The sequence below is a fragment of the Nonomuraea roseola genome (assembly GCF_039535395.1).
In the GTDB taxonomy this organism is placed as follows: Bacteria; Actinomycetota; Actinomycetes; order Streptosporangiales; family Streptosporangiaceae; genus Nonomuraea; species Nonomuraea roseola.
In genome coordinates, this window is record NZ_BAAAXC010000012.1 from 810,475 (window position 1) to 828,460 (window position 17,986).

The 17,986-nt window shown below is 62.2% G+C and carries 24 protein-coding genes; 5 read left to right on the forward strand and 19 right to left on the reverse strand.

The features are described 5' to 3' along the window. Positions 1-3 precede the first annotated feature (3 nt). The 8 genes from ABFX55_RS15900 to ABFX55_RS15935 all read right to left on the reverse strand — a co-directional run bounded on the left by ABFX55_RS15900 (position 4) and on the right by ABFX55_RS15935 (position 4,641). The gene (locus ABFX55_RS15900; protein ID WP_346121720.1) at positions 4-159 is read right to left on the reverse strand and encodes a CopG family ribbon-helix-helix protein; all 156 of its coding nucleotides are present in this window, start codon (positions 157-159) and stop codon (positions 4-6) included. Positions 160-260: 101 nt separating this feature from the next. Further along, positions 261-437, reverse strand: coding sequence for a helix-turn-helix domain-containing protein (locus ABFX55_RS15905; RefSeq protein ID WP_346121722.1), 177 nt, complete (start codon positions 435-437; stop codon positions 261-263). Between the two features lie 192 nt (positions 438-629). Further along, positions 630-2,474 carry a helix-turn-helix domain-containing protein gene (locus ABFX55_RS15910; protein WP_346121724.1) on the reverse strand — a complete coding sequence of 615 codons (1,845 nt, stop codon included), beginning with the start codon at positions 2,472-2,474 and terminating at the stop codon, positions 630-632. Next, the gene (locus ABFX55_RS15915) at positions 2,471-2,686 is read right to left on the reverse strand and encodes a hypothetical protein (protein ID WP_346121726.1); all 216 of its coding nucleotides are present in this window, start codon (positions 2,684-2,686) and stop codon (positions 2,471-2,473) included. The genes ABFX55_RS15910 and ABFX55_RS15915 overlap by 4 nt, the downstream gene beginning before the upstream one ends. Positions 2,687-2,846: 160 nt before the next feature. Beyond that, positions 2,847-3,035 (reverse strand): hypothetical protein, encoded by a 189-nt coding sequence (locus ABFX55_RS15920; RefSeq protein WP_346121728.1) that lies wholly within the window; start codon positions 3,033-3,035, stop codon positions 2,847-2,849. A 17-nt stretch (positions 3,036-3,052) separates the two neighbouring features. Further along, entirely contained in the window at positions 3,053-3,286 is a 234-nt protein-coding gene (locus tag ABFX55_RS15925) for a hypothetical protein (protein ID WP_346121730.1), read from the reverse strand. Positions 3,287-3,438: 152 nt separating this feature from the next. Continuing rightward, positions 3,439-3,687: a hypothetical protein gene (locus ABFX55_RS15930; protein ID WP_346121732.1), complete on the reverse strand. Its 249-nt coding sequence runs from the start codon at positions 3,685-3,687 to the stop codon at positions 3,439-3,441. A 633-nt stretch (positions 3,688-4,320) separates the two neighbouring features. Continuing rightward, positions 4,321-4,641, reverse strand: a complete 321-nt coding sequence (locus ABFX55_RS15935) for a hypothetical protein (RefSeq protein ID WP_346121734.1) — start codon at positions 4,639-4,641, stop codon at positions 4,321-4,323. 200 nt (positions 4,642-4,841) lie between these two features. Between ABFX55_RS15935 and ABFX55_RS15940 the strand changes: the two genes are divergently transcribed. After that, positions 4,842-6,263, forward strand: coding sequence for a helix-turn-helix domain-containing protein (locus ABFX55_RS15940; RefSeq protein ID WP_346121736.1), 1,422 nt, complete (start codon positions 4,842-4,844; stop codon positions 6,261-6,263). On the opposite strand, the gene cutA is transcribed toward ABFX55_RS15940, so the two are convergent. The 10 genes from cutA to ABFX55_RS15980 all read right to left on the reverse strand — a co-directional run bounded on the left by cutA (position 6,244) and on the right by ABFX55_RS15980 (position 14,205). Continuing rightward, complete coding sequence (gene cutA / locus ABFX55_RS15945) at positions 6,244-6,573, reverse strand: divalent-cation tolerance protein CutA (RefSeq protein WP_346121738.1); 330 nt, start codon at positions 6,571-6,573, stop codon at positions 6,244-6,246. The genes ABFX55_RS15940 and cutA overlap by 20 nt on opposite strands. A gap of 202 nt (positions 6,574-6,775) precedes the next feature. Beyond that, positions 6,776-9,199 carry an nSTAND3 domain-containing NTPase gene (locus tag ABFX55_RS15950; RefSeq protein ID WP_346121740.1) on the reverse strand — a complete coding sequence of 808 codons (2,424 nt, stop codon included), beginning with the start codon at positions 9,197-9,199 and terminating at the stop codon, positions 6,776-6,778. Between the two features lie 140 nt (positions 9,200-9,339). Further along, positions 9,340-9,585, reverse strand: a complete 246-nt coding sequence (locus tag ABFX55_RS49815) for a S1 RNA-binding domain-containing protein (protein ID WP_379479225.1) — start codon at positions 9,583-9,585, stop codon at positions 9,340-9,342. 77 nt (positions 9,586-9,662) lie between these two features. Beyond that, positions 9,663-10,256 carry a hypothetical protein gene (locus ABFX55_RS15955; protein WP_346121742.1) on the reverse strand — a complete coding sequence of 198 codons (594 nt, stop codon included), beginning with the start codon at positions 10,254-10,256 and terminating at the stop codon, positions 9,663-9,665. Positions 10,257-10,407: 151 nt separating this feature from the next. Then, positions 10,408-10,533, reverse strand: coding sequence for a hypothetical protein (locus ABFX55_RS15960; protein ID WP_346121744.1), 126 nt, complete (start codon positions 10,531-10,533; stop codon positions 10,408-10,410). 45 nt (positions 10,534-10,578) lie between these two features. Then, complete coding sequence (locus ABFX55_RS15965) at positions 10,579-11,289, reverse strand: ISAs1 family transposase (RefSeq protein WP_346121746.1); 711 nt, start codon at positions 11,287-11,289, stop codon at positions 10,579-10,581. Continuing rightward, positions 11,234-11,608 (reverse strand): transposase family protein, encoded by a 375-nt coding sequence (locus tag ABFX55_RS15970; protein WP_346121747.1) that lies wholly within the window; start codon positions 11,606-11,608, stop codon positions 11,234-11,236. Before ABFX55_RS15970 ends, ABFX55_RS15965 begins: the two co-directional genes overlap by 56 nt. 141 nt (positions 11,609-11,749) lie before the next feature. Beyond that, complete coding sequence (locus ABFX55_RS15975; RefSeq protein ID WP_346121749.1) at positions 11,750-12,970, reverse strand: phospholipase D-like domain-containing protein; 1,221 nt, start codon at positions 12,968-12,970, stop codon at positions 11,750-11,752. Next, positions 12,930-13,505: a phospholipase D-like domain-containing protein gene (locus ABFX55_RS49820; RefSeq protein ID WP_428834764.1), complete on the reverse strand. Its 576-nt coding sequence runs from the start codon at positions 13,503-13,505 to the stop codon at positions 12,930-12,932. Before ABFX55_RS49820 ends, ABFX55_RS15975 begins: the two co-directional genes overlap by 41 nt. A gap of 250 nt (positions 13,506-13,755) precedes the next feature. After that, a complete protein-coding gene (locus ABFX55_RS15980; RefSeq protein ID WP_346121751.1) occupies positions 13,756-14,205 on the reverse strand; it encodes a hypothetical protein in 450 nt (149 codons plus the stop codon). 372 nt (positions 14,206-14,577) lie between these two features. Here ABFX55_RS15980 and ABFX55_RS15985 point away from each other — a divergent pair, with 372 nt between their 5' ends. From ABFX55_RS15985 to ABFX55_RS15995, 3 genes are read left to right on the forward strand one after another with little or no spacing between them, the layout of a single operon-like run. Continuing rightward, complete coding sequence (locus ABFX55_RS15985; protein ID WP_346121747.1) at positions 14,578-14,952, forward strand: transposase family protein; 375 nt, start codon at positions 14,578-14,580, stop codon at positions 14,950-14,952. Beyond that, entirely contained in the window at positions 14,897-15,607 is a 711-nt protein-coding gene (locus tag ABFX55_RS15990; RefSeq protein ID WP_346121746.1) for an ISAs1 family transposase, read from the forward strand. Before ABFX55_RS15985 ends, ABFX55_RS15990 begins: the two co-directional genes overlap by 56 nt. Before the next feature lie 45 nt (positions 15,608-15,652). Beyond that, positions 15,653-15,778 (forward strand): hypothetical protein, encoded by a 126-nt coding sequence (locus ABFX55_RS15995; RefSeq protein ID WP_346121744.1) that lies wholly within the window; start codon positions 15,653-15,655, stop codon positions 15,776-15,778. 427 nt (positions 15,779-16,205) lie between these two features. Here ABFX55_RS15995 and ABFX55_RS16000 read toward each other — a convergent pair whose 3' ends face one another. Continuing rightward, a complete protein-coding gene (locus ABFX55_RS16000; RefSeq protein ID WP_346121753.1) occupies positions 16,206-16,829 on the reverse strand; it encodes a VOC family protein in 624 nt (207 codons plus the stop codon). Positions 16,830-17,387: 558 nt separating this feature from the next. On the opposite strand from ABFX55_RS16000, the gene ABFX55_RS16005 reads away from it, so the two are divergent. Beyond that, complete coding sequence (locus ABFX55_RS16005; protein ID WP_346121755.1) at positions 17,388-17,753, forward strand: hypothetical protein; 366 nt, start codon at positions 17,388-17,390, stop codon at positions 17,751-17,753. The last annotated feature ends 233 nt before the right edge of the window (positions 17,754-17,986 follow it).

A 17,986-nucleotide genomic window follows, 5' to 3' on the forward strand; every position in this document is an offset into this window, starting at 1 on the left:
GAATCACTCCTCCTGCTCGTGACGGTCCAGGTACTCCTCCACCGCCTTCCTGATCACCCACGACACATCACGCTCCTGTGAGGCGGCGTACCTGCGGAGACGTTCCTTCAGCTCCGCGTCCACCCGAACGGGTGGCAGCGTTGTACGGTCGCCCGACATAGGCGGCTTCCTTTCTGTGCCTGGAGTTATCAAGAGGCGCGTGCCCGGGTGTACGACTAGCGCCGCACACCCGGACCTGTATAGCAACGTAGCACGCTGTTCTACGCCTGGTCGATGGCTTCCAGCGAAGAGACGAAGTCGGCGAGGTGCTGATCGGTGATCCGGCGAAGCTTGCCGATCTTGATGCTCTTGAGCTGTCCAGTGCGGAGCAGGAAGTAGACCTTGTCACGGCCGATGCTGAGCATCTCGGCTACCTGTTCGACGGTGTACGCCTGCATGCGCATCCCTCCTCCCGTGTCGATCCGCCGATGCGGCTCCCTTCTGCCAGGGGTGTCCGCCCGCCTTTCGATCGGCGTACGGATCCCCTGGCGCTACAGTCCGTAGTCGTCTCAATGTCTCGTCTCATCGGTCTGTCTCCCGCCTATGTGCAGGCGCGCGTGAGACAGCGAGACAATGAGACATTGAGACGATTACCCTTCGTCACCAAACGCCGGGCTGTCGGCGTCGGTAGCCGTGGCTCTCCAGCGGCCACGAGAGACCTGCACGGCCATGCCTTGCTCTTCGAGCAGAGCCAACCGGCGGTACAGGGTGGGACGGCTCATGTCGGCAGCCTCCATGAGAACGCCGACGCTGGCTCCCTCGCGCGGCGCATTCCGGAGAGCTGCGCTCAACGCGTCCTCTGTCGCCTGTGACGCGGCTTGGCGGGCATGTCTGCCCCTGGATTGTTGTGAGCTCTCTACGGCGTCTTCGCGCTCGTGCGGGGGCGCGTGGAGGGCGGCGAGTGAGATCGCATCCAGGGCAGGACGGCGGTCGGCGTGCTGGATCGCTGTCCGCTGGACCGTGTCATCGGCGAGGAGGTATGTGCGAGCACGGCGGGGGATGTCGAACTCTGGCGCGCTGAGAAGGAACTTGCCGGGTGCGTCCAGCTTGTCGGCGTGCCATCCGCTCTTGTGCATCCCCGCACCGAGGATCAGGTCGGCGTCTCTGCGTTCCCGTACCCGGAAGCTGATGCGGATGTCCATCTGGGAGCGAACGGCGCTGTTGCCCATCGCCTTCTGGGATGGGCGTTGTGTCGCGGCGATGAGGGTCTCGGCCACGGCGCGGCCACGGCGGGCGATCGAGTCGGCGTAGTGGATGGCGTCGGGTGCGTCGTCGACCAGTTCGGCGTATTCGTCGATCAGGATGATCAGCACAGGTGCGTCATGGGCGGGCTCCCACACGCGTAGCCCCTGCATAGCGAGCATTTCGGCGCGCCCGTCCAGCACTCTTACCGCGTCCCTGAGCAGCGCGGTTGCTTCCTTGGGCGTGACGGCAACGCGATCTAGGCAGGATTCCCAGGGCAGCAGTTCCATGCCGCGTTTGAGGTCGATGCCCCAGACGATCACGTCAGGGCAGGCGGACAGGTTGCCCATGAGGACGTTGACGGCCCCGCTCTTACCGGCGCCCGCTACCCCACCGACCAGGGCGTGACGGCGTTTGAAGGACACCCGCACGGGGCTTCCGTCTTCGAAGACGCCCAGCTCCATTGGGTCGTGAATGGTGGAGACGGACGGTCCCGGCCATGAGATGGCATCGGCGTGCGGATCGGTTTCGATCACCCGTAGTTCCAGGCGGTTGGCCTTCTCGGGAACGGGTTGGATGCGGACGGCACCACGGCGGGTGCCCAGGGCGGACTCGATTCCTGGGATTCTGGCTATCGCGTCTTCGACCGTCTGGCCTCGGGCGAGCGCGATGCGGGTGCGATAGCCCCACAGGTCCACGATCGCCGATTGGACGCGTGATCCGGCCAGGCCGATGGCCTGAGAGATCTCAGGCCACGCCGCAAGCGTGCGCTCGACGCGGACGCGAGCGCGCCGGCGACGGTGCGCCCACCAGGGGATCGCCAGCACCAGGCATCCCAGGGTCAGGACGGCAGGCAGCGGACTGGAGAGCGGCCCCATGACGGTGGCGGCGGTCAGCCACCCACCGAGGAGAGTTGCGGCGATGGCGGCATAGCCGCGTTCAATGGCGCGTGTCAGATCGACCCACCGCCCCGCGATGGCCAGCGTGCCCGCCGTGGTGGCGGTCATGAGGGCCACGGCGGGCCACCAGGCGGGATACCAGCGATGGAGGACCGTTCCCGCAAGGAGGGACAGGAGTGCGATCGTGATCGGTGTGGCTTCGGAGCGGTAGCGCCACAGGAAGCGGGCGATGCCTGCTGTGATGAGTTCAGCGAACTCGACGTCGGTTACGTCGGCGATGGGCTGGACGCCCAGGCGGCGCATACGCCGTGCCTTGCGGCGCATCTCATGGCGGGAAACGCGGTGACGGCTCATTGCGCCTCACCCGCTCGCTGGTCGGTGGCGAGCTGGGCGGTCAGCTCATCACGCAGGTAATACAGCGGGTCAGGCTCGCCCTCATGATGCGCGGCCAGTGTGGCGCGTGCGGCAGCGACCAGGTTCGCGCGCTGAGCGCGTGTGGCAGCCAGTGCGGCGCGGAGGGCGGTGATCTCGGTAGCGAGGGTGGGGATGTCGGCGAGCGCCGTCAACAGCAGCGACCAAAGATCATCGAGTCCTGGAGTGGTCCGGGCGAAGATCCTTAGTAGGTGTGAAGCGGTCTGGTGTCGGTGGTGAGCCTCCTGGAGATCGGATGGTGGATAGGGGTGGCGGTAGGGCACTAGGCATCCCTCCTTCGGTCGTCGGACAAGGTCAGTGGCTGGTGATCCAGGTCAGAGCGGACCGGATCGCGCTCCTGATCTCGGGAGCGAACGTGGTGGCGGCCAGCAGGAAGCCGAACAGCACGGCGATCACCGCGTGCCACGCCCGCATCCCCAGGTAGCGCCACGCGATGAACAACGCGGTGCCCATGAGCAGCACCAAGGGGATCGTCACGGTCACGGATGCCTCACCTCCTTTCAACGAGATGTGTGGGAGCCACGGTCTGACGGCGCAGGGGTGCGTCCTGGGCCACGGCCCGGAGTGTTGACGTACAGCCCCATGAGTCGGCGGGTGAGCCGGGCAAGCGTCGTCGGCGGCTTGCCGTACTGGAGGCGGGTGTCCTCGTGCTTCATCACGAGGGAAGCGATGAGGATGGTCGCGACCGTCAGCACCAGGAGCGTGGCGGCGGCGATGGCGACAGCTACGAACATGAGCGAGTCCCCTCCAGAGCGAAGAGAACCCTGCGCCGCTTCCACCGCACTCGTGCCACGCACTTGCGGCACGAGCGGCTTCCGCGCTCGATCATCGCGCCACAGACGCATGTACCTGAGAACCTGTCGGACACCGGGATACGCATCTGCGATCACCTTCCTTCCGTGTCGGTGGTCTGGCGCAGTGAGGTAGGTTCTGCGCCGCTTTCGAGGAGGTCCGCCAGCAGGTGGAGCCCGAGCACCAGCAGCGAGATCGCTGCGACGCCAGGCAATGCTTCGGTTCCGAGGTCCAAGAGCTCTGCGAGGGCACGCACGCTCACGAGCACGTGGGGGTGACGGGCGCTGTTGAGAATCTGCGCCGCTATCAGCCCCGCAAGTGCGATGAGTGAGGTGAGGGCCATTTCGCATCGCTCCCTTCGATCGGTGGCGAACCTTTTCCGGACACCGTGAAGGTAGATTCAGACGAGAGAGCAACCCATTTCGCGATGCGATATTGCGGTGTGATCAACGCATCCTGAGGTGAAATATCGTCGTGTAATAATCCAGGCTTCTACCTGGGGAAACACGCAAAAGGCCCCCGGCGAGGTTCGTGGGAACGAGCGCCAGAAAAGGCGCTGCCGAACCTTGCCGGGGGTGTTGGAAGACGCGGCGGCAGCCGGATCAGGATGGCGCAGACCCGGCTATTTCCGGAGTGCGCACCCGTGCCGCCGCATCGGCTCTAGCGGGCGTGGCCAGAGATCAGCGCTTCCCAGAGCGCTTGGGCGTCTTTGACGCGTACCCGGTCACTCTCAGACACCTCGCTTCGGCCGTGCTCGCCTTGCACGGTCTTGCGGATGAACCCCTGGCCGGAGGCGTGACACAGCTCGTAGAAGACGGCACGGCAGTCACAGGTCCATGCCCGCACTCTGACGCGGTCAGCGTGCAGTGGAGCATTCCATGTGATCCTCCACGGCTGACCACCGCGCTGCGGCGACGGTAGATGGATGCTGTGAAACCTGCCGAGATAGTCGGCGGCAATCCCCATGGTGAGTTCCCTATGACATGTCGGTGCTGGTCATCGGAGGACGGTCCTGAAGCTCCATCAGCCGCCGGGCGACGCGGCGCGCCGCGGTGGTCGGATCGTCGGCCGGACAGAACGCCATGACCCGCCCCCGTGGCGATGTCCGGCCCGACCACCAGCGGTAGGAGGTGGTATCGCACCAGACGACCAGATCCGCCCAGACCGACACCAATGCGATCTTGCTGTCAGCGTGTACGTCGGCAGCGACATCGAAATCTTCTAGCTCGCGACGCAGCCGCTCAGCAGCATCAGCGGGAGTGCTTGGCTTGCGGTTCGGCGTGATCAGCATGCGCATGCCTCCAATTCGGTCGTGACGAAATGAAGAGCCGCGCGGCCGTTCCCCTAGCCCCGCTCGTGACTGCGTCACGGTGGCAGAGTCAACAATCCGGCTGACAGAACCCTTGGAGAATGCGCGCGTGATATATCACGATGGGATTGACAGGCACGCCGAGATTCCCCCTCCGGGCGGGCTGGACGAAACGGAAAACACGCACTATGGCCTTGGACCAGCGTGATCTTCGCGAAACCCTAGAGGGCGTCTTCGCACGTCAGGACATGTATGAGGCATGTCAACGGCGCGACGTCGGGATGATGGTTCGCATTCTGAGCAAGTACGGCATCACCCAGGGACAGATCGCAGGACTCACGGGGATCGCGCAGGGCCGGCTGAGCGAGTACAAGCGCGGCAGGCGACAGGCAGAGGATTTAGCTACCTTTGAGAAGGTTGCTGATGGCCTGTCCATGCCCGCCCGGTTGCGTCAGGCCATGGGCTTGACCGCACCAGGCGGCATGCAAGGCACGGCCAATCACACGACCGGCAACGGCCTGCAGCTGCCGACCGACACGTTTGACCTGCAATTGCTCGCGGAAGCAATTGGGAAGAGGGGCGACGACGTGAAACGCCGCGAAATGCTCGGCATGGCCGCGAAAGTCAGCGCCACGGCGATGGCCGCACAGAGCGAAGTGTGGGAGCAGCTGGATTATGCTCTCGGTGATTCAATGGTGCTCAGCGAGGCCACTGTCCGCGAGATGGAAGCGCGCACTGCGGGATTCCATCGTCTGGAGGAGATGCTTCCCGGCAACGTCATCTTCAGAGGTCTTTCCGTTCACATCAAAGAGGTGAGCACACTCCTACGCGGCTCAGCCGAGCACTCCAAGAAGGGATTGCGCAACCGGCTCATCACTACCGCAGGAGAAAGCTGCGTGCTTGCCGGGTGGATCGCCAGCGACATGGGCAGCACCGCCACGGCCCGAAACTTCTACGACACCGCCGAACGCGCAGCGAAGGAAGCCGGGGATCCTGCGATCGTGGCCTGTGCGTACGGGTACCGCAGCTACATCCCGAGCGGGAAGGGCAACCACGGGCGCGCCCGTGCGCTGTTGGGCAACGCTCTAGAGCTGGTGTCAGACTCCATCTCGCCCGCCACCGTGGCGTGGCTGGCCGCACGGCACGCTGAGGAGAGCGGCGCGCTCGGAGACACAACCACAGCTCTCCGGTCCTGGCATCAAGCCGAAGACGCCTTCCATATCGCCGACACCGCAGACGATCGCGTCTGGACGCGGTTCCTCGACGAAAACCGCCTGGACTCCTTCCGCATCTCCACGTACTCCAAAATCGGTAAATTGGAGGAGGCCGAAGAGGCGGCACGGCAGATGATCGCTCGACTTCCGGAACTGGACAAGAAGCGCACGGCCATCATTCTCGGAGATCTGGCCTCCGCGCATCTCGTACGCGGCTCAGTGACCGAGGCGGCACGGCTAGCGAGAGAAGGATTGGCCGCATCGCGCGACATCGAGTCGGCCATTTGGCTGCCACGCTTTGACGTGCTGGCGCAGGGGCTACGCCGCTGGCAACACCAACAAGCAGTCCGAGTGTTCCTCGAGGACCTGGCCAAGGCTAAGAGCGGTCTGGCGTAGTTTCGGCGCTCACCCACGCCAAGTATTCGGCACTCCCGCCGATGATGGAAGTTGCGATGATCTCGGGAACCTCATAGCTGTGGTTCGCCCTTATATATGATTCAAGCGCAGATAGGGCATCAGAGGTTGTCTTTACTACAAGTTGCCACTCCTCTGCGTCTTGAATCTTCCCATCCCACCAATATATTGATCGAATAGGGCCCACGATCTGCACACAGGCAGCAAGCCGAGCTTCCGTGATGCCCCGAGCAAGCCGTACAGCCTCTTCCTGGCTGCTCGCAGTGGAGACGACTTGCAAGTAGTGGGTCACATCTACCTCCATTTTGATTAACCGGGCTACCCGTACTACTAGTTTTTCGTACGGCTCAGCACGATCAAGCGCACCTGTGCGGCTGTTCGTCAACCATGTTGCATAACCCGTTCTTCGCCTTCTCCTTGGGGTCGGGACTGCATAAGTCATATCAGTGAAGCCCGTTTTCGTCAGGGACCACCAGAAATAAAAGGATCGGTCGTCACGGGCCGGCCCTCTTCTTACCGAAATAGGTGCGTGCAGCAAGACGAGCTGCAGGCAGCGATGTATCACCTTGATCAGTGCGGGTCGGGCCCTGCTTTTCATGGACTCGCGGCGACGCTAGCCCTTCATCACGAGCACTCTTTCGCGTGCTCCGCCTATAAGCGTCAGTCAATGCTGCTTTCAGCGCTGCTAGCTCAACTTGTACATCCGCCCCGATCAGTTCTGCGGCTTCAGCAAATGCCCCATATTCCAACTCTTCGTCCCAACGGACGGCATAGTCAAGCAACCTGCGGTCGAACGCGTAAGCACGAATAGCATCACGCAACTGCTGCGCCAATCCAGCAACTCGATCAGAGGCTCCTATGAGATGTAGGAATCGTACCGCATAAGAGAAACTGCTGCCATCACTCAATTGCTCAAAGAAGAATCGCTCGGCAGCTGCGTCCATTTCTGCAACAAGCGGGAGATCGGGATAGTCCTCGCGAATTTCTTGGATAGCCTCTAGCACATCATCTGAAGAACCAGAGAGGTGCCTCAAACTGGATACAAATTCGTGCATGGCTGCATACGTAAGTTGATCATCCCATATTTTGAGGCTGCTGCATATATGAAGAATGATCGGAAGCCGGCGAGCGATATTAGAGGAAGATATCAGTTCCCACCGGCGAGCCCGGGTCCCAAGTGACGGATGATAGGAATAGTAGCCAACCGCAAGCGTCTCCAACATGGCATCCCTAAAGGCGTCACGTAGAAGGTCACGCTCGCGCGTACTGTAAACCCTGGGAGGTGCGCTCCCGACCACCTCTCGAGCTTCGTCATCAAGCCAAGCCTCTCGAAGCTGCTCGTCAAAAGATGCCCCGACGATGCTCCATACATTCTGCACTTGTTCAAAAATCACGGCGCTACGCAGTATCGCTAGAATCGAAGGCAAGTCCCGACTAAGACGATAAAATATGTACGTCGCGATAGACGCGTTGGACACTTGAGCCATCGTGTCCGAATCTCGAGTGTACATACTTAAGAAGTCGCCGTCGAGGACGCGCAACTCTCGCTTCCATTCGGAAGTCGTCTTCTGAGCGAGCCCTACCGATTGACTCCAACTACTCGTAATCTCAATTAAGTCATCAACATTGGCATAGTAAGGAATTGTGATCACGGTTAGAAGGAGATTGCGCTGCCACGCGGATAGGTGATCGTCATAGACATTACGCCATAGCTCCGTTGGATCTTCAAAGGCGCGAGTTAATCCTTTCACGAACTCATCGCGCAACTCGCTTGGCGCCCCCGGCATCGGCCGATACGCTTTAGTGTATAGCGATATGAGTCGTGGGTTGTATAGCGGATGCCGTAAGATCTTAATCCATCTATCAGGAGACCCCGCATCAAGCACCGATTTCCAATCTGAGAAATAGATGTGACGATAGAGAATTTCGGCTCTCTCATGCATATCCAATTCGCTGGCATCAATAATGAGCCTGGTCAGATCGATGCGACGTTCAGATAGGCGCGGGTGTACTTGTCGGGCAGCTGCAAGTACGTATTCTCGTGTAGTTAAAATAATACGCAGATCCCCACCCTCCCCGGCCTCCTCTACCAATCTCGCCAGGCGCTTGTCTTCGTTCTTTCCTGAAAAGAAGGCAGTGTGCAGCGAAGACCCTAGGAAGTCATCATAGAAAAGGGCTTGTGGGAGACTGCGATCCATCAGCCTCTCTGCATCGTCCAAACTATCATTTGCGACAATAAGTTGGCGGCCTTCTTTAATCATAAGTGCGGCCAGCAGCAAGGCAGTACTTGTCTTGCCTACACCGGGAGGTCCGGCAACTATGACGCACCCCTCGTGTTGTAAGATTGTTCTAGCCTGTTCGAAGTGCCGAGTTGGCACCAACAGGGGGGCCTGCCTTTCTATTTGTTGCATGAGATATTCGCGAAACTTGTGTTCCCGTCCATGTAGAACAGCGCGTAGCGTGGTTGTATCGGTTAGCCAAAGTCGAAGATGCTCGAGCTTCACCTTTTCGTGGCGCACGAGAAGAGCCTCAAGATCTTCACGGCCATAGATATTCGCTAAATCCAGCGGCGGGTTGAATAATGCCGCGATTTTGCTCTTGGCATCCACAGACATCTTCGCCGTAGTGACGGCAATATACTTTATTCCGCTACGCTTGACTATGCTTCGCCTGGCCTCTGCCTTGAATGCGGTGCGCAAGCGGGAGAGATTTGCATCAGGATAGTGTTTTACCTGCGCCAGGATTTCCTGATGTTGCGTGAGCGAGAGCGGCGGATCAGTAGGTCCCAGGACTCTGAGGTCAATGCCTCCGTCCGGGCCTCGACGGAAGGACTCCACATGAGTTTTCCACTCTGCAGCGAAAAGATCGCGAACCAAGACTTCGACATCGAGATCCGAGAGTGATTCCCACTGCAACACAACAGCATCTTGCCATACGTCTAGTGCTGTGACCGCATAGGTTCGCCGTGTTGGGTGCAGAAGCCTCGCCTTCAGGGCGCGGGCGATTGGCGTCGCGGAACGCTCGAGCAGAAGAACCGTGTCCCGACGACACAGAGGAGTCACCGGCGGTTGGGTGTGGCCTTTCGCCGAAAGAGGGACAGTCTGCGTCGCTCTCGATCGATCGCGGTGACGACGACCGTGACCTCGTCGTCGACCTGGACGACAGCGGGCGAAGCTTTCACGGGCACCGACGTGAGCTCCGATGGACGGACCGTTCCAGGGAGCTTGTGGCGTCTCCTTTGTCCTATTGCGGTGGCGCATCTTCGGTCGGCAGGTTCGCGATAGCTGCGGCGCACTGAGCCCATTGCATCCTCGGGTGGTCTGAGCGACACGGTGGTTCTGTAGGACGGCGATGGCCTTGACGAGGTGGCTGGCGGCTGATTCAGGCATTTGGGTTGTCGAGGATGATGACGGGTGCATCCTCCACATCCAGCCACTCACCTTCAAGGCTCATGCTGGTGGTCGCTTCGATGAAGGCGAACGCCGCGCTGCGCTTGCCGCTGTAGTCCTCTCGGTCGAGACTGTGGAGCATGGTGCGGAAGTCGGCCAGGATGGTGGGATCGCCTTCCTCGAGGGTGAAGTCGGCGAAGATGAAGTCACGCATCCGCGCCCTGATCTTGCCGTCGGCCGCGCAGAGGATCGGGTATCCCCCGTTGAAATGCCAGGTCGTCATCCACACGCGCGACTCCTTGCTGAGCTCCGTGAGGATGTGGTCGGGCGTGGCGTAGCCGTAGGTGTACTCGAGGAAAGCACAAGTGCCTTCACCTTTGAAGACGAAGAGTACGGGGCGGTCCTCGTAAAGGGCCTCCTCCGTGGGATACGCCATGGTGCGCTGCTCGGGGTCACGGCCCCCGTTCAGTCGCCACAGGAGATCGTCCACCGTGATCTCTTCAACTAGAGGCTGCACTACGGTCCAGCAGAGGCTGTCCTCCAGCCACCCGTACCGGGTGAAAAGACTGCGGTAGTGATCGATCACGTGATCATTATGGTGGTGGGCGGATAGACCGGAAGACCCGATTCCAACTCGTGGAATCGGGTCTTCGCTGTGGTGGGGCTACGTGGCTGACTCGTCAACGAAGGGTTGTTGGCCTTTAGTGGGGTCTCCCGGAACCAGGGCCGAAGCGTTCTCATGTTGTGAAACCGAGTAGCTGAAGGCCGTCGGCGGGGTGGCTGCGGTAGTGATCGGTGGTGGCGGCAATGTTGGTCCAGCCGATCAGGGCCAGGCCGATGGCCAGGTTGCGGAGACCGGCCATGATCCGGGGTGCGGCGCCGGTCCGGACGCGGGAGGCGTCCTCGCGCTAGGTGACGTCGCGGACGTGGTGCAGGGCTTCGATGCTCCAGTGACCGCGGATCAGCGAGGCGAGCTGGGCGTGGGTGATCCGGCCGGGTGGGAGGCTGGTGACGGCGTAGATGGTGACGATGGTGGTCTTGCCGGTGCGGTGGTCGGTGCGGCGGCGTTTGACCTGGATCGCCTGGGCGGCGTGCGGGAAGGGCAGCCCGGGGCGGACGGTGCAGATTTTCATGCGGCGGATCTCGCGGCGGCCGTGCCCTTGCTCGTCGGTGCGGTCGTTGAGGATCGTCTGGCGCCGGGGCAGGGCCTTGAGCCGGCTTAGGAGCGTGGGCTGGTTGCCCTTGACGATGAACAGGTAGTGACCTTTCGCCTCGACGATTTGCCGGGCGTGGGGGTGCTGAGTGTGCAGGGCGTCGGCGGTGACTACCACGCTCGACAGATTCATCCCGGACAGCAGGGGCGTGAACGCGGGGATCTCATTGCTCTTGGCCTCGACCTGCCGCTGCGCCACGACGATCTGGGTGTCGTGGCGGGCGGCGGCCAGCAGGTGAGTCACGCCTTCACTGGTGCGGCTGCCGCGCAGGGTCTTGCCGTCCACGGCCACGCCGGCGAGCTCGGTCCGGGCTGAGGGCCGGCAGTCTGTGATGGCGGGTGGGGCGCAGTCAGCGAGCGCGGCCAGATAGGTGCAGGTCGCGGTGTCGAAGGCGTCGCCGTCCAAGCCGGGCGAGCAGCCGGCCCAGGGTGCTGGCGGCCAGCCGTAGCGTGCCGGGTAGGCCGGCTAGGGCTCGCAGGTCTGGGTCGTATCCGGCGATTAATCGGGTGATCTTCGTGAGAGAGGTTGCTCCGCCGAGTACGGCGAGCAGGGATAACGCCAGCAGCGGGCCGAGCCGGTAGCGGCGCCCCCGGCGGCTGCGCGGGTCGGGGACGGCGTCCAGGACTTCGGCCAGGGTTGGCAGATCGAGCGGATCGGTCAGCAGGTCGGCGACGGTGACGTGCTCCAGGTGGCGGGCGAGCACGTCGATCGGGGATGATGGCACGCGAACGCTGCCCCTGTTCTTGATCGACTGGCGTAGACACCCAACGATCATGAGGGGTCGCGTTTGTCATCTGCAGCCCGGGGGTGCCCTCAGCCACCCGGCCGTCTCAGGCCCTTGTGCGTCCCACCAACCGAGAACGCTTCAGCCCTGATCAGCCCACTGAGCACTAAAACGTGTGGTCATGTATCCCGCGTAGTCTGCCGAATGGACAACCACGCTGAGGTCATCGAAATTGAAAAAAGACCCAGCCGACCAGTTATGGCTGCCCAAGACAACCAACTCTTCGTCGATGATCAGGTACTTGGAATGCAGCAACACAGATTCATCGTCGAACCTGCACAATTCGGTGTTCTGGTTCAAGAAGGCTAGTGTCGGGGAGTTGACGACCGTAGACTGATATGGATCATTCGGACGATCTCGATCGATTAGGACGCGGACAGTCACACCTCGACCGTGGGCGTTGATCAGCCCATCAAGGAGCTTTCGCGTTGGATGATCGGGCGATGGAAATGCGATATGGAACATGCACACGTCAATGCTCTGGGCGGCGCCATCAAGGAGTTCCGAGACGCGGTTAAAATAGGCAGGGCCCGCAAGAGATTCGATCGCAGTTGACGGGAACTCATCCCGATTTATATCAGACACAACAGCATGGGGAACTTCGGGGAGTTCGACGGGCGACTCTGCCGCCAGAGCAGTCGCCAACTGATCCAGCGCAGCCTTTAGCCGCAAGACAATATCTTCTCCCGGTATCGGCGATACCAACAGTGCAATCGCCTGACCCAGATCGCGCTCCCCTGGTAGTTCGCGCAAATCAGATTCGGGGAACCGGAAGCTCAAGGCGTGAGCGAGGCGGTGGCCGGTGTCCAATCCAATTCCATCGACTCGGTCGATCAAGTCCTGAGCCGATAGGAAGGGACCATGCCGGCGCCGTTCATTAAGCATCAGTTCGGCTAGTGCGCTGCCGACCCCAGGCAGCATGTCGAGGTCCTCAGCTGAGGCGAAGTTGATCGGCACAGCTCGCACCGAACGAATCCGTCGCTCCAAGGGTTCAACAGATACCGAATCTAGGAGGTACCCCAATTCGATGTGAGTGTATCCACTCATTTTGAGCACTCTCACGATGGCGTCTGTAAGCAGACGTTCCGCGAGCGCCGATCTTTCGACACTGTCGGGTTCGCGATCGAACATAGGAAAGCTATCCATACGACCGAGAATCTCACTGAGTACGTCGAGCAGTTGAGTGCGCTCGAGTACCACCTCGGAACCCAGTGCACCCTGACACCGCTCAACGAGTGCATCCGTGACGAGGTCGCGGGGGTCAAGATAGAACATCACGACCCGCTCGATTCCACTGCTCATCAAACAGAGCGGAGTAGTACTCCGCAAGGTCTGCACTCATTATCAGAAGACTATCCTGTCGTTGTTGTCCACCGAGAGCTCCGCCAGACCAATTATGCGATCCAAGAAGCAGTCGGTCATCAACGACCACGAGCTTGATGTGACTTCCGCGCCTCGGCTGGGCTGATAGCCAACGAGTTGCGATACCAAGCGTCTTGGCAACTCCTAGAGCCGCATAGGATGCTTCGGCGATTGCGATATTCGAGTGGGAACCGCCAATTAGGAGCCGAACGTCCGCCCCATACCACGTCCCCCGCGCCAGGTGATCAAGAAGTGTGCTCACCCGAAGGTCGTGATCGTTGACGGGACTAATATCGACGATGAACAGACTGCACAGGCACCTCCTGTAGGCGCTCCTGATCAACTCGGCAGCAACCTCGCTATAGTCGCCATCTGGCACCGGTAGGACCCTTGCATTGGGGACGCCAACACGTGTCACGTGAGCACTTCCGCCCTGACTTGCTTGACCGCATGCGCCACGACAAGGTCGAGCCACCGTTCAGGATGCGCCCGCCCTGCAAGTCGCCCGCGAGCAGTTGCCTGGCGGGCGAGTACGACACTGAGAAGAGTCTGCAGTTCGTCAGTTAGCTCTTCCTGCGCCAGAACGAACTTTGTAATAGCCGTGGACAAAGCGACAGAGGACTCCAACGCCGCCCGCCTAAGGGCGACCCGCCTCCTTTCGCGTCGCACCCGGTCGAAGCGAAGAACCAGATCCGCATGCTCATCTGAGAGTATTCGACTGCTGCTCATTCGGCCTCCCCCTCAAGTCCAAATCCTCCCGGAATGTCCGGGATGTCCGGTGGAGCCGATTCGACAGGATCCGTTGACTTGCAATCCTCTACTAGTTCTTTAGCGAGATGTGCGGCGTCCGCGGCGGTAAATTCATGGAGGGCCTCCACTTCCTCAGCTGAAAATCCCCATTGGTCGTGCACGGCGTGAATTGCCTCATGGAACACTGTGTCAAAGGCTTCGTCTGCTTCGGAAAGGTGATCCGGATCGATAGTGATCACATTTGTATTTGGATCGTATTCGCCAAAACTATTTCCCGGAACCTCGTCAATAACGACCGTCACGCCCTCAAGGCCCCAGGCCCCGACGATCTCATTGGCCAGATCTTGAAGCCCGTCCAGTATCTCCGACGTCTCGGCCATCTGGTCCCAATTCTCGTAAAGCTCGCACGGATCCATCACGTCCACCCCCACCATGGTTACCGCGATGCGGAAAGCCCCAGGGCCCCACCCAAAACCATTACATCCGTCACCGTGCACCTGGGCAAGATGTGTCCCCCCCGAGATAGCCCTAGCTTTGGCAAGGAGTCAGTCGGACAGACTCCTTGCCCCCGAGACGCGATGCCCGTGTCAGCCCATCTCAGATCGGGCACAGGCCAGGGCGCAGGGGCAGTTGCCCTGAGCCAGGTGCAGGGCTGAAGCGTTCTCGGTTGGTGGGACGCACAAGGGCCTGAGACGGCCGGGTGGCTGAGGGCACCCCCGGGCTGCAGATGACAAACGCGACCCCTCATGATCGTTGGGTGTCTACGCCAGTCGATCAAGAACAGGGGCAGCGTTCGCGTGCCATCATCCCCGATCGACGTGCTCGCCCGCCACCTGGAGCACGTCACCGTCGCCGACCTGCTGACCGATCCGCTCGATCTGCCAACCCTGGCCGAAGTCCTGGACGCCGTCCCCGACCCGCGCAGCCGCCGGGGGCGCCGCTACCGGCTCGGCCCGCTGCTGGCGTTATCCCTGCTCGCCGTACTCGGCGGAGCAACCTCTCTCACGAAGATCACCCGATTAATCGCCGGATACGACCCAGACCTGCGAGCCCTAGCCGGCCTACCCGGCACGCTACGGCTGGCCGCCAGCACCCTGGGCCGGCTGCTCGCCCGGCTTGGACGGCGACGCCTTCGACACCGCGACCTGCACCTATCTGGCCGCGCTCGCTGACTGCGCCCCACCCGCCATCACAGACTGCCGGCCCTCAGCCCGGACCGAGCTCGCCGGCGTGGCCGTGGACGGCAAGACCCTGCGCGGCAGCCGCACCAGTGAAGGCGTGACTCACCTGCTGGCCGCCGCCCGCCACGACACCCAGATCGTCGTGGCGCAGCGGCAGGTCGAGGCCAAGAGCAATGAGATCCCCGCGTTCACGCCCCTGCTGTCCGGGATGAATCTGTCGAGCGTGGTAGTCACCGCCGACGCCCTGCACACTCAGCACCCCCACGCCCGGCAAATCGTCGAGGCGAAAGGTCACTACCTGTTCATCGTCAAGGGCAACCAGCCCACGCTCCTAAGCCGGCTCAAGGCCCTGCCCCGGCGCCAGACGATCCTCAACGACCGCACCGACGAGCAAGGGCACGGCCGCCGCGAGATCCGCCGCATGAAAATCTGCACCGTCCGCCCCGGGCTGCCCTTCCCGCACGCCGCCCAGGCGATCCAGGTCAAACGCCGCCGCACCGACCACCGCACCGGCAAGACCACCATCGTCACCATCTACGCCGTCACCAGCCTCCCACCCGGCCGGATCACCCACGCCCAGCTCGCCTCGCTGATCCGCGGTCACTGGAGCATCGAAGCCCTGCACCACGTCCGCGACGTCACCTAGCGCGAGGACGCCTCCCGCGTCCGGACCGGCGCCGCACCCCGGATCATGGCCGGTCTCCGCAACCTGGCCATCGGCCTGGCCCTGATCGGCTGGACCAACATTGCCGCCACCACCGATCACTACCGCAGCCACCCCGCCGACGGCCTTCAGCTACTCGGTTTCACAACATGAGAACGCTTCGGCCCTGCTCCCGGAACGGGCAAGAAGGAAGTCCGCGAATAGAGGGGCTACGGGAGCCATTTTGGGAGCCACCGCCCTGCGGCTCCCTCAGACTTCCCGCGTTCTCCCCGGAGTGTTCTGCAAGGTGAGAGGCCCCCGATCGACTCGGACCGACATTCTCAGACTTCCCGGCTTTCCTTCACACCGAAGAGGTCACTGGTTCGATCCCAGTATCGCCCACCAGCTCAAAGGCCGCTTCCCGTTCCGGGAAGCGGCCTTTTTGATCTTCCAGGTGACTATCTGAGCGAGGCGCCGCGCCGCCCGCATGCGGGCGGCGCGAGAGTGTCAAGAACGACTTGGGAGTCGCCGGGTGTCGCTGCAGACGAAGGGATGTACCGCTGGCCGCCGTGCTCAACAAGGACGAAAAGGCGCGGTGGAATCACGACGGGAGTTCGCTCCCCGTCTGCTCCGCCACCATGTACGCGGCGTACCAGTCCGGCCAGTTCTCGTCTCTTTGACCGGTCCGGGCCTCGTGCTTGCCGTGCGCGGCCTCGGCACGTCGAAGGGCGCTCGCGAGGTCGTTCGCCGACGCGAACGTCGTCGTTCTCGGGTCGACTCGACCAGCCAGCCGCGTCGTGACCTCCTGGAACAGCCAGCCGTTGCCGTCCGGATCACGGAAGGAGGCGTAGGAGCGGTAGGTGCCGTGCTCGGGGTCCGGACCGCTGACCCGGCGCCGCCCGAACAGGTAGGGATCGTCCGTGCCGGCGTATTCGCCGTCGCTGTGGAACACCTCACTCACTTCGACGCCGCGACTGACGAGCTCGTCACGGGCCGCCCCGATGTCGGACACGATCAAGTACAGGCCATGGGCAGAGCCGGGTTTCGCGGCGGTGACGTTCTTGCCGAAGATGACCGAGCACCCGGAGCCGGGCGGCGTGAACTGCATCACGCGGAAGTCGTCGCCGCTCGCGAAGTCGGCGTCGAGTCTCCATCCGAGTTTGGCGTAGAACTCCTTCGCGCGGTCGACGTCGGAGACGGGAATGACGACGACCTCGAGCTTCATGTCGTTGCCGTTGACGTTTGTGGTGCTCATGGTGCTCTCTCCTGGTTGGTGTCAGCTCACGATTTCGTTGGGGTCTCCTCACGTCGTGATGCGTCAGAATGAGGCGGCGTACCGGTCGGCTGCTTCCTCGACCCATACCGCCCACGCACGGACTCGTCCCCGCCGACGAGGACGACTTCCCGTCCGCCGCAGAGACGTTCTGTTGTGCAGGGTCTTCCCGCCGCCGCCTGCATCAACACCCTCGTTCGCTCCACAGCCGGCATCGCGCGATCCATCTTCGAGGGCGTCCAGATCGTCGCAGCGACGGATGGCGAACTGGTTCGGTGACGCCGAGCGGGGAGGCGGGAGGCGTCGGTGAAGGGCAGCCCAGAGAGTTCTCCCAACAACTTCGGGGCAGGGTATATGGTCTGCGATCATGAAAAAGCAGACCAGGCGCATCGGCCGTACGGCACTGGCGGCGGCGCTCGCCGGAGGGCTCATGCTGGCCGCCTCCCCTCCGTCCCTGGCGAGCAGAAGCTGACATTAGGCCCGACGGGGTACGGCACCCTCAAACTCGGCATGACCGCCGCCAAGGCGAGAGCGACCGGAAAGATCGTCCGGAAGTCCATCGGCGCCCCTGCCGCCTGCACGACGTGGGACCTCAAAGAGCAGCGCTACGGCAATGACCGGGCCGGGGTCTTCATCTCGAAGAAGCGCGGACTGGCCGTGATCGTGGCGCCCGGCCGCGTCCGGACGCCTCAGGGCATCGGCAGGAACTCCAGCAGCGCGCAACTGAAGGCCGCCTACCCCGACGTCAAGAACGGTCCGCTCGGGTTCACCGCCAAGGTGCCGGGCAACCCCAAGGCGTCCTACGTTTTCAACGTCACCAAGAACGGGGTTCTCGCCGTCATCCTCGTGTCGAACAGTCAGGACTGCCTCCAGTAGTTGCGGTGACCGTGAACGATCGCCGGATCGGGTGATCCTGTGACGTGGCGAGCGGGACCTCTCGTCCGCATGAGGGCCGCTTCGCGCGTTGATCGGACCCGCTCGACGTGGACGCCGCGCGGCCGGGCGCGAGCCGCCTTGCCGGAGAGTCGGCGATGCTGGGCTCCATCTCGGGCCAGGCCTGCGAAAGTGGCTCTGGAGCGCGCGCGTTCCCGCAGGCTGGGAGCGCGGCG

Excerpts from the sequence above, each read along its gene's own strand:
- ABFX55_RS15995 (WP_346121744.1), top strand. The coding sequence starts at position 15,653 with ATGGCCGGTCTCCGCAACCTGGCCATCGGCCTGGCCCTGATCGGCTGG.
- ABFX55_RS15935 (WP_346121734.1), bottom strand. The coding sequence starts at position 4,641 with ATGCGCATGCTGATCACGCCGAACCGCAAGCCAAGCACTCCCGCTGAT.
- ABFX55_RS15940 (WP_346121736.1), top strand. The coding sequence starts at position 4,842 with ATGGCCTTGGACCAGCGTGATCTTCGCGAAACCCTAGAGGGCGTCTTC.
- ABFX55_RS15975 (WP_346121749.1), bottom strand. The coding sequence starts at position 12,970 with ATGAGCAGTGGAATCGAGCGGGTCGTGATGTTCTATCTTGACCCCCGC.
- ABFX55_RS15960 (WP_346121744.1), bottom strand. The coding sequence starts at position 10,533 with ATGGCCGGTCTCCGCAACCTGGCCATCGGCCTGGCCCTGATCGGCTGG.
- ABFX55_RS49815 (WP_379479225.1), bottom strand. The coding sequence starts at position 9,585 with ATGGGCTCAGTGCGCCGCAGCTATCGCGAACCTGCCGACCGAAGATGC.
- ABFX55_RS15900 (WP_346121720.1), bottom strand. The coding sequence starts at position 159 with ATGTCGGGCGACCGTACAACGCTGCCACCCGTTCGGGTGGACGCGGAG.
- ABFX55_RS15910 (WP_346121724.1), bottom strand. The coding sequence starts at position 2,474 with ATGAGCCGTCACCGCGTTTCCCGCCATGAGATGCGCCGCAAGGCACGG.
- ABFX55_RS15930 (WP_346121732.1), bottom strand. The coding sequence starts at position 3,687 with ATGGCCCTCACCTCACTCATCGCACTTGCGGGGCTGATAGCGGCGCAG.
- ABFX55_RS16005 (WP_346121755.1), top strand. The coding sequence starts at position 17,388 with ATGACCGCCGCCAAGGCGAGAGCGACCGGAAAGATCGTCCGGAAGTCC.
- ABFX55_RS16000 (WP_346121753.1), bottom strand. The coding sequence starts at position 16,829 with ATGAAGCTCGAGGTCGTCGTCATTCCCGTCTCCGACGTCGACCGCGCG.
- ABFX55_RS15925 (WP_346121730.1), bottom strand. The coding sequence starts at position 3,286 with ATGTTCGTAGCTGTCGCCATCGCCGCCGCCACGCTCCTGGTGCTGACG.
- ABFX55_RS15905 (WP_346121722.1), bottom strand. The coding sequence starts at position 437 with ATGCAGGCGTACACCGTCGAACAGGTAGCCGAGATGCTCAGCATCGGC.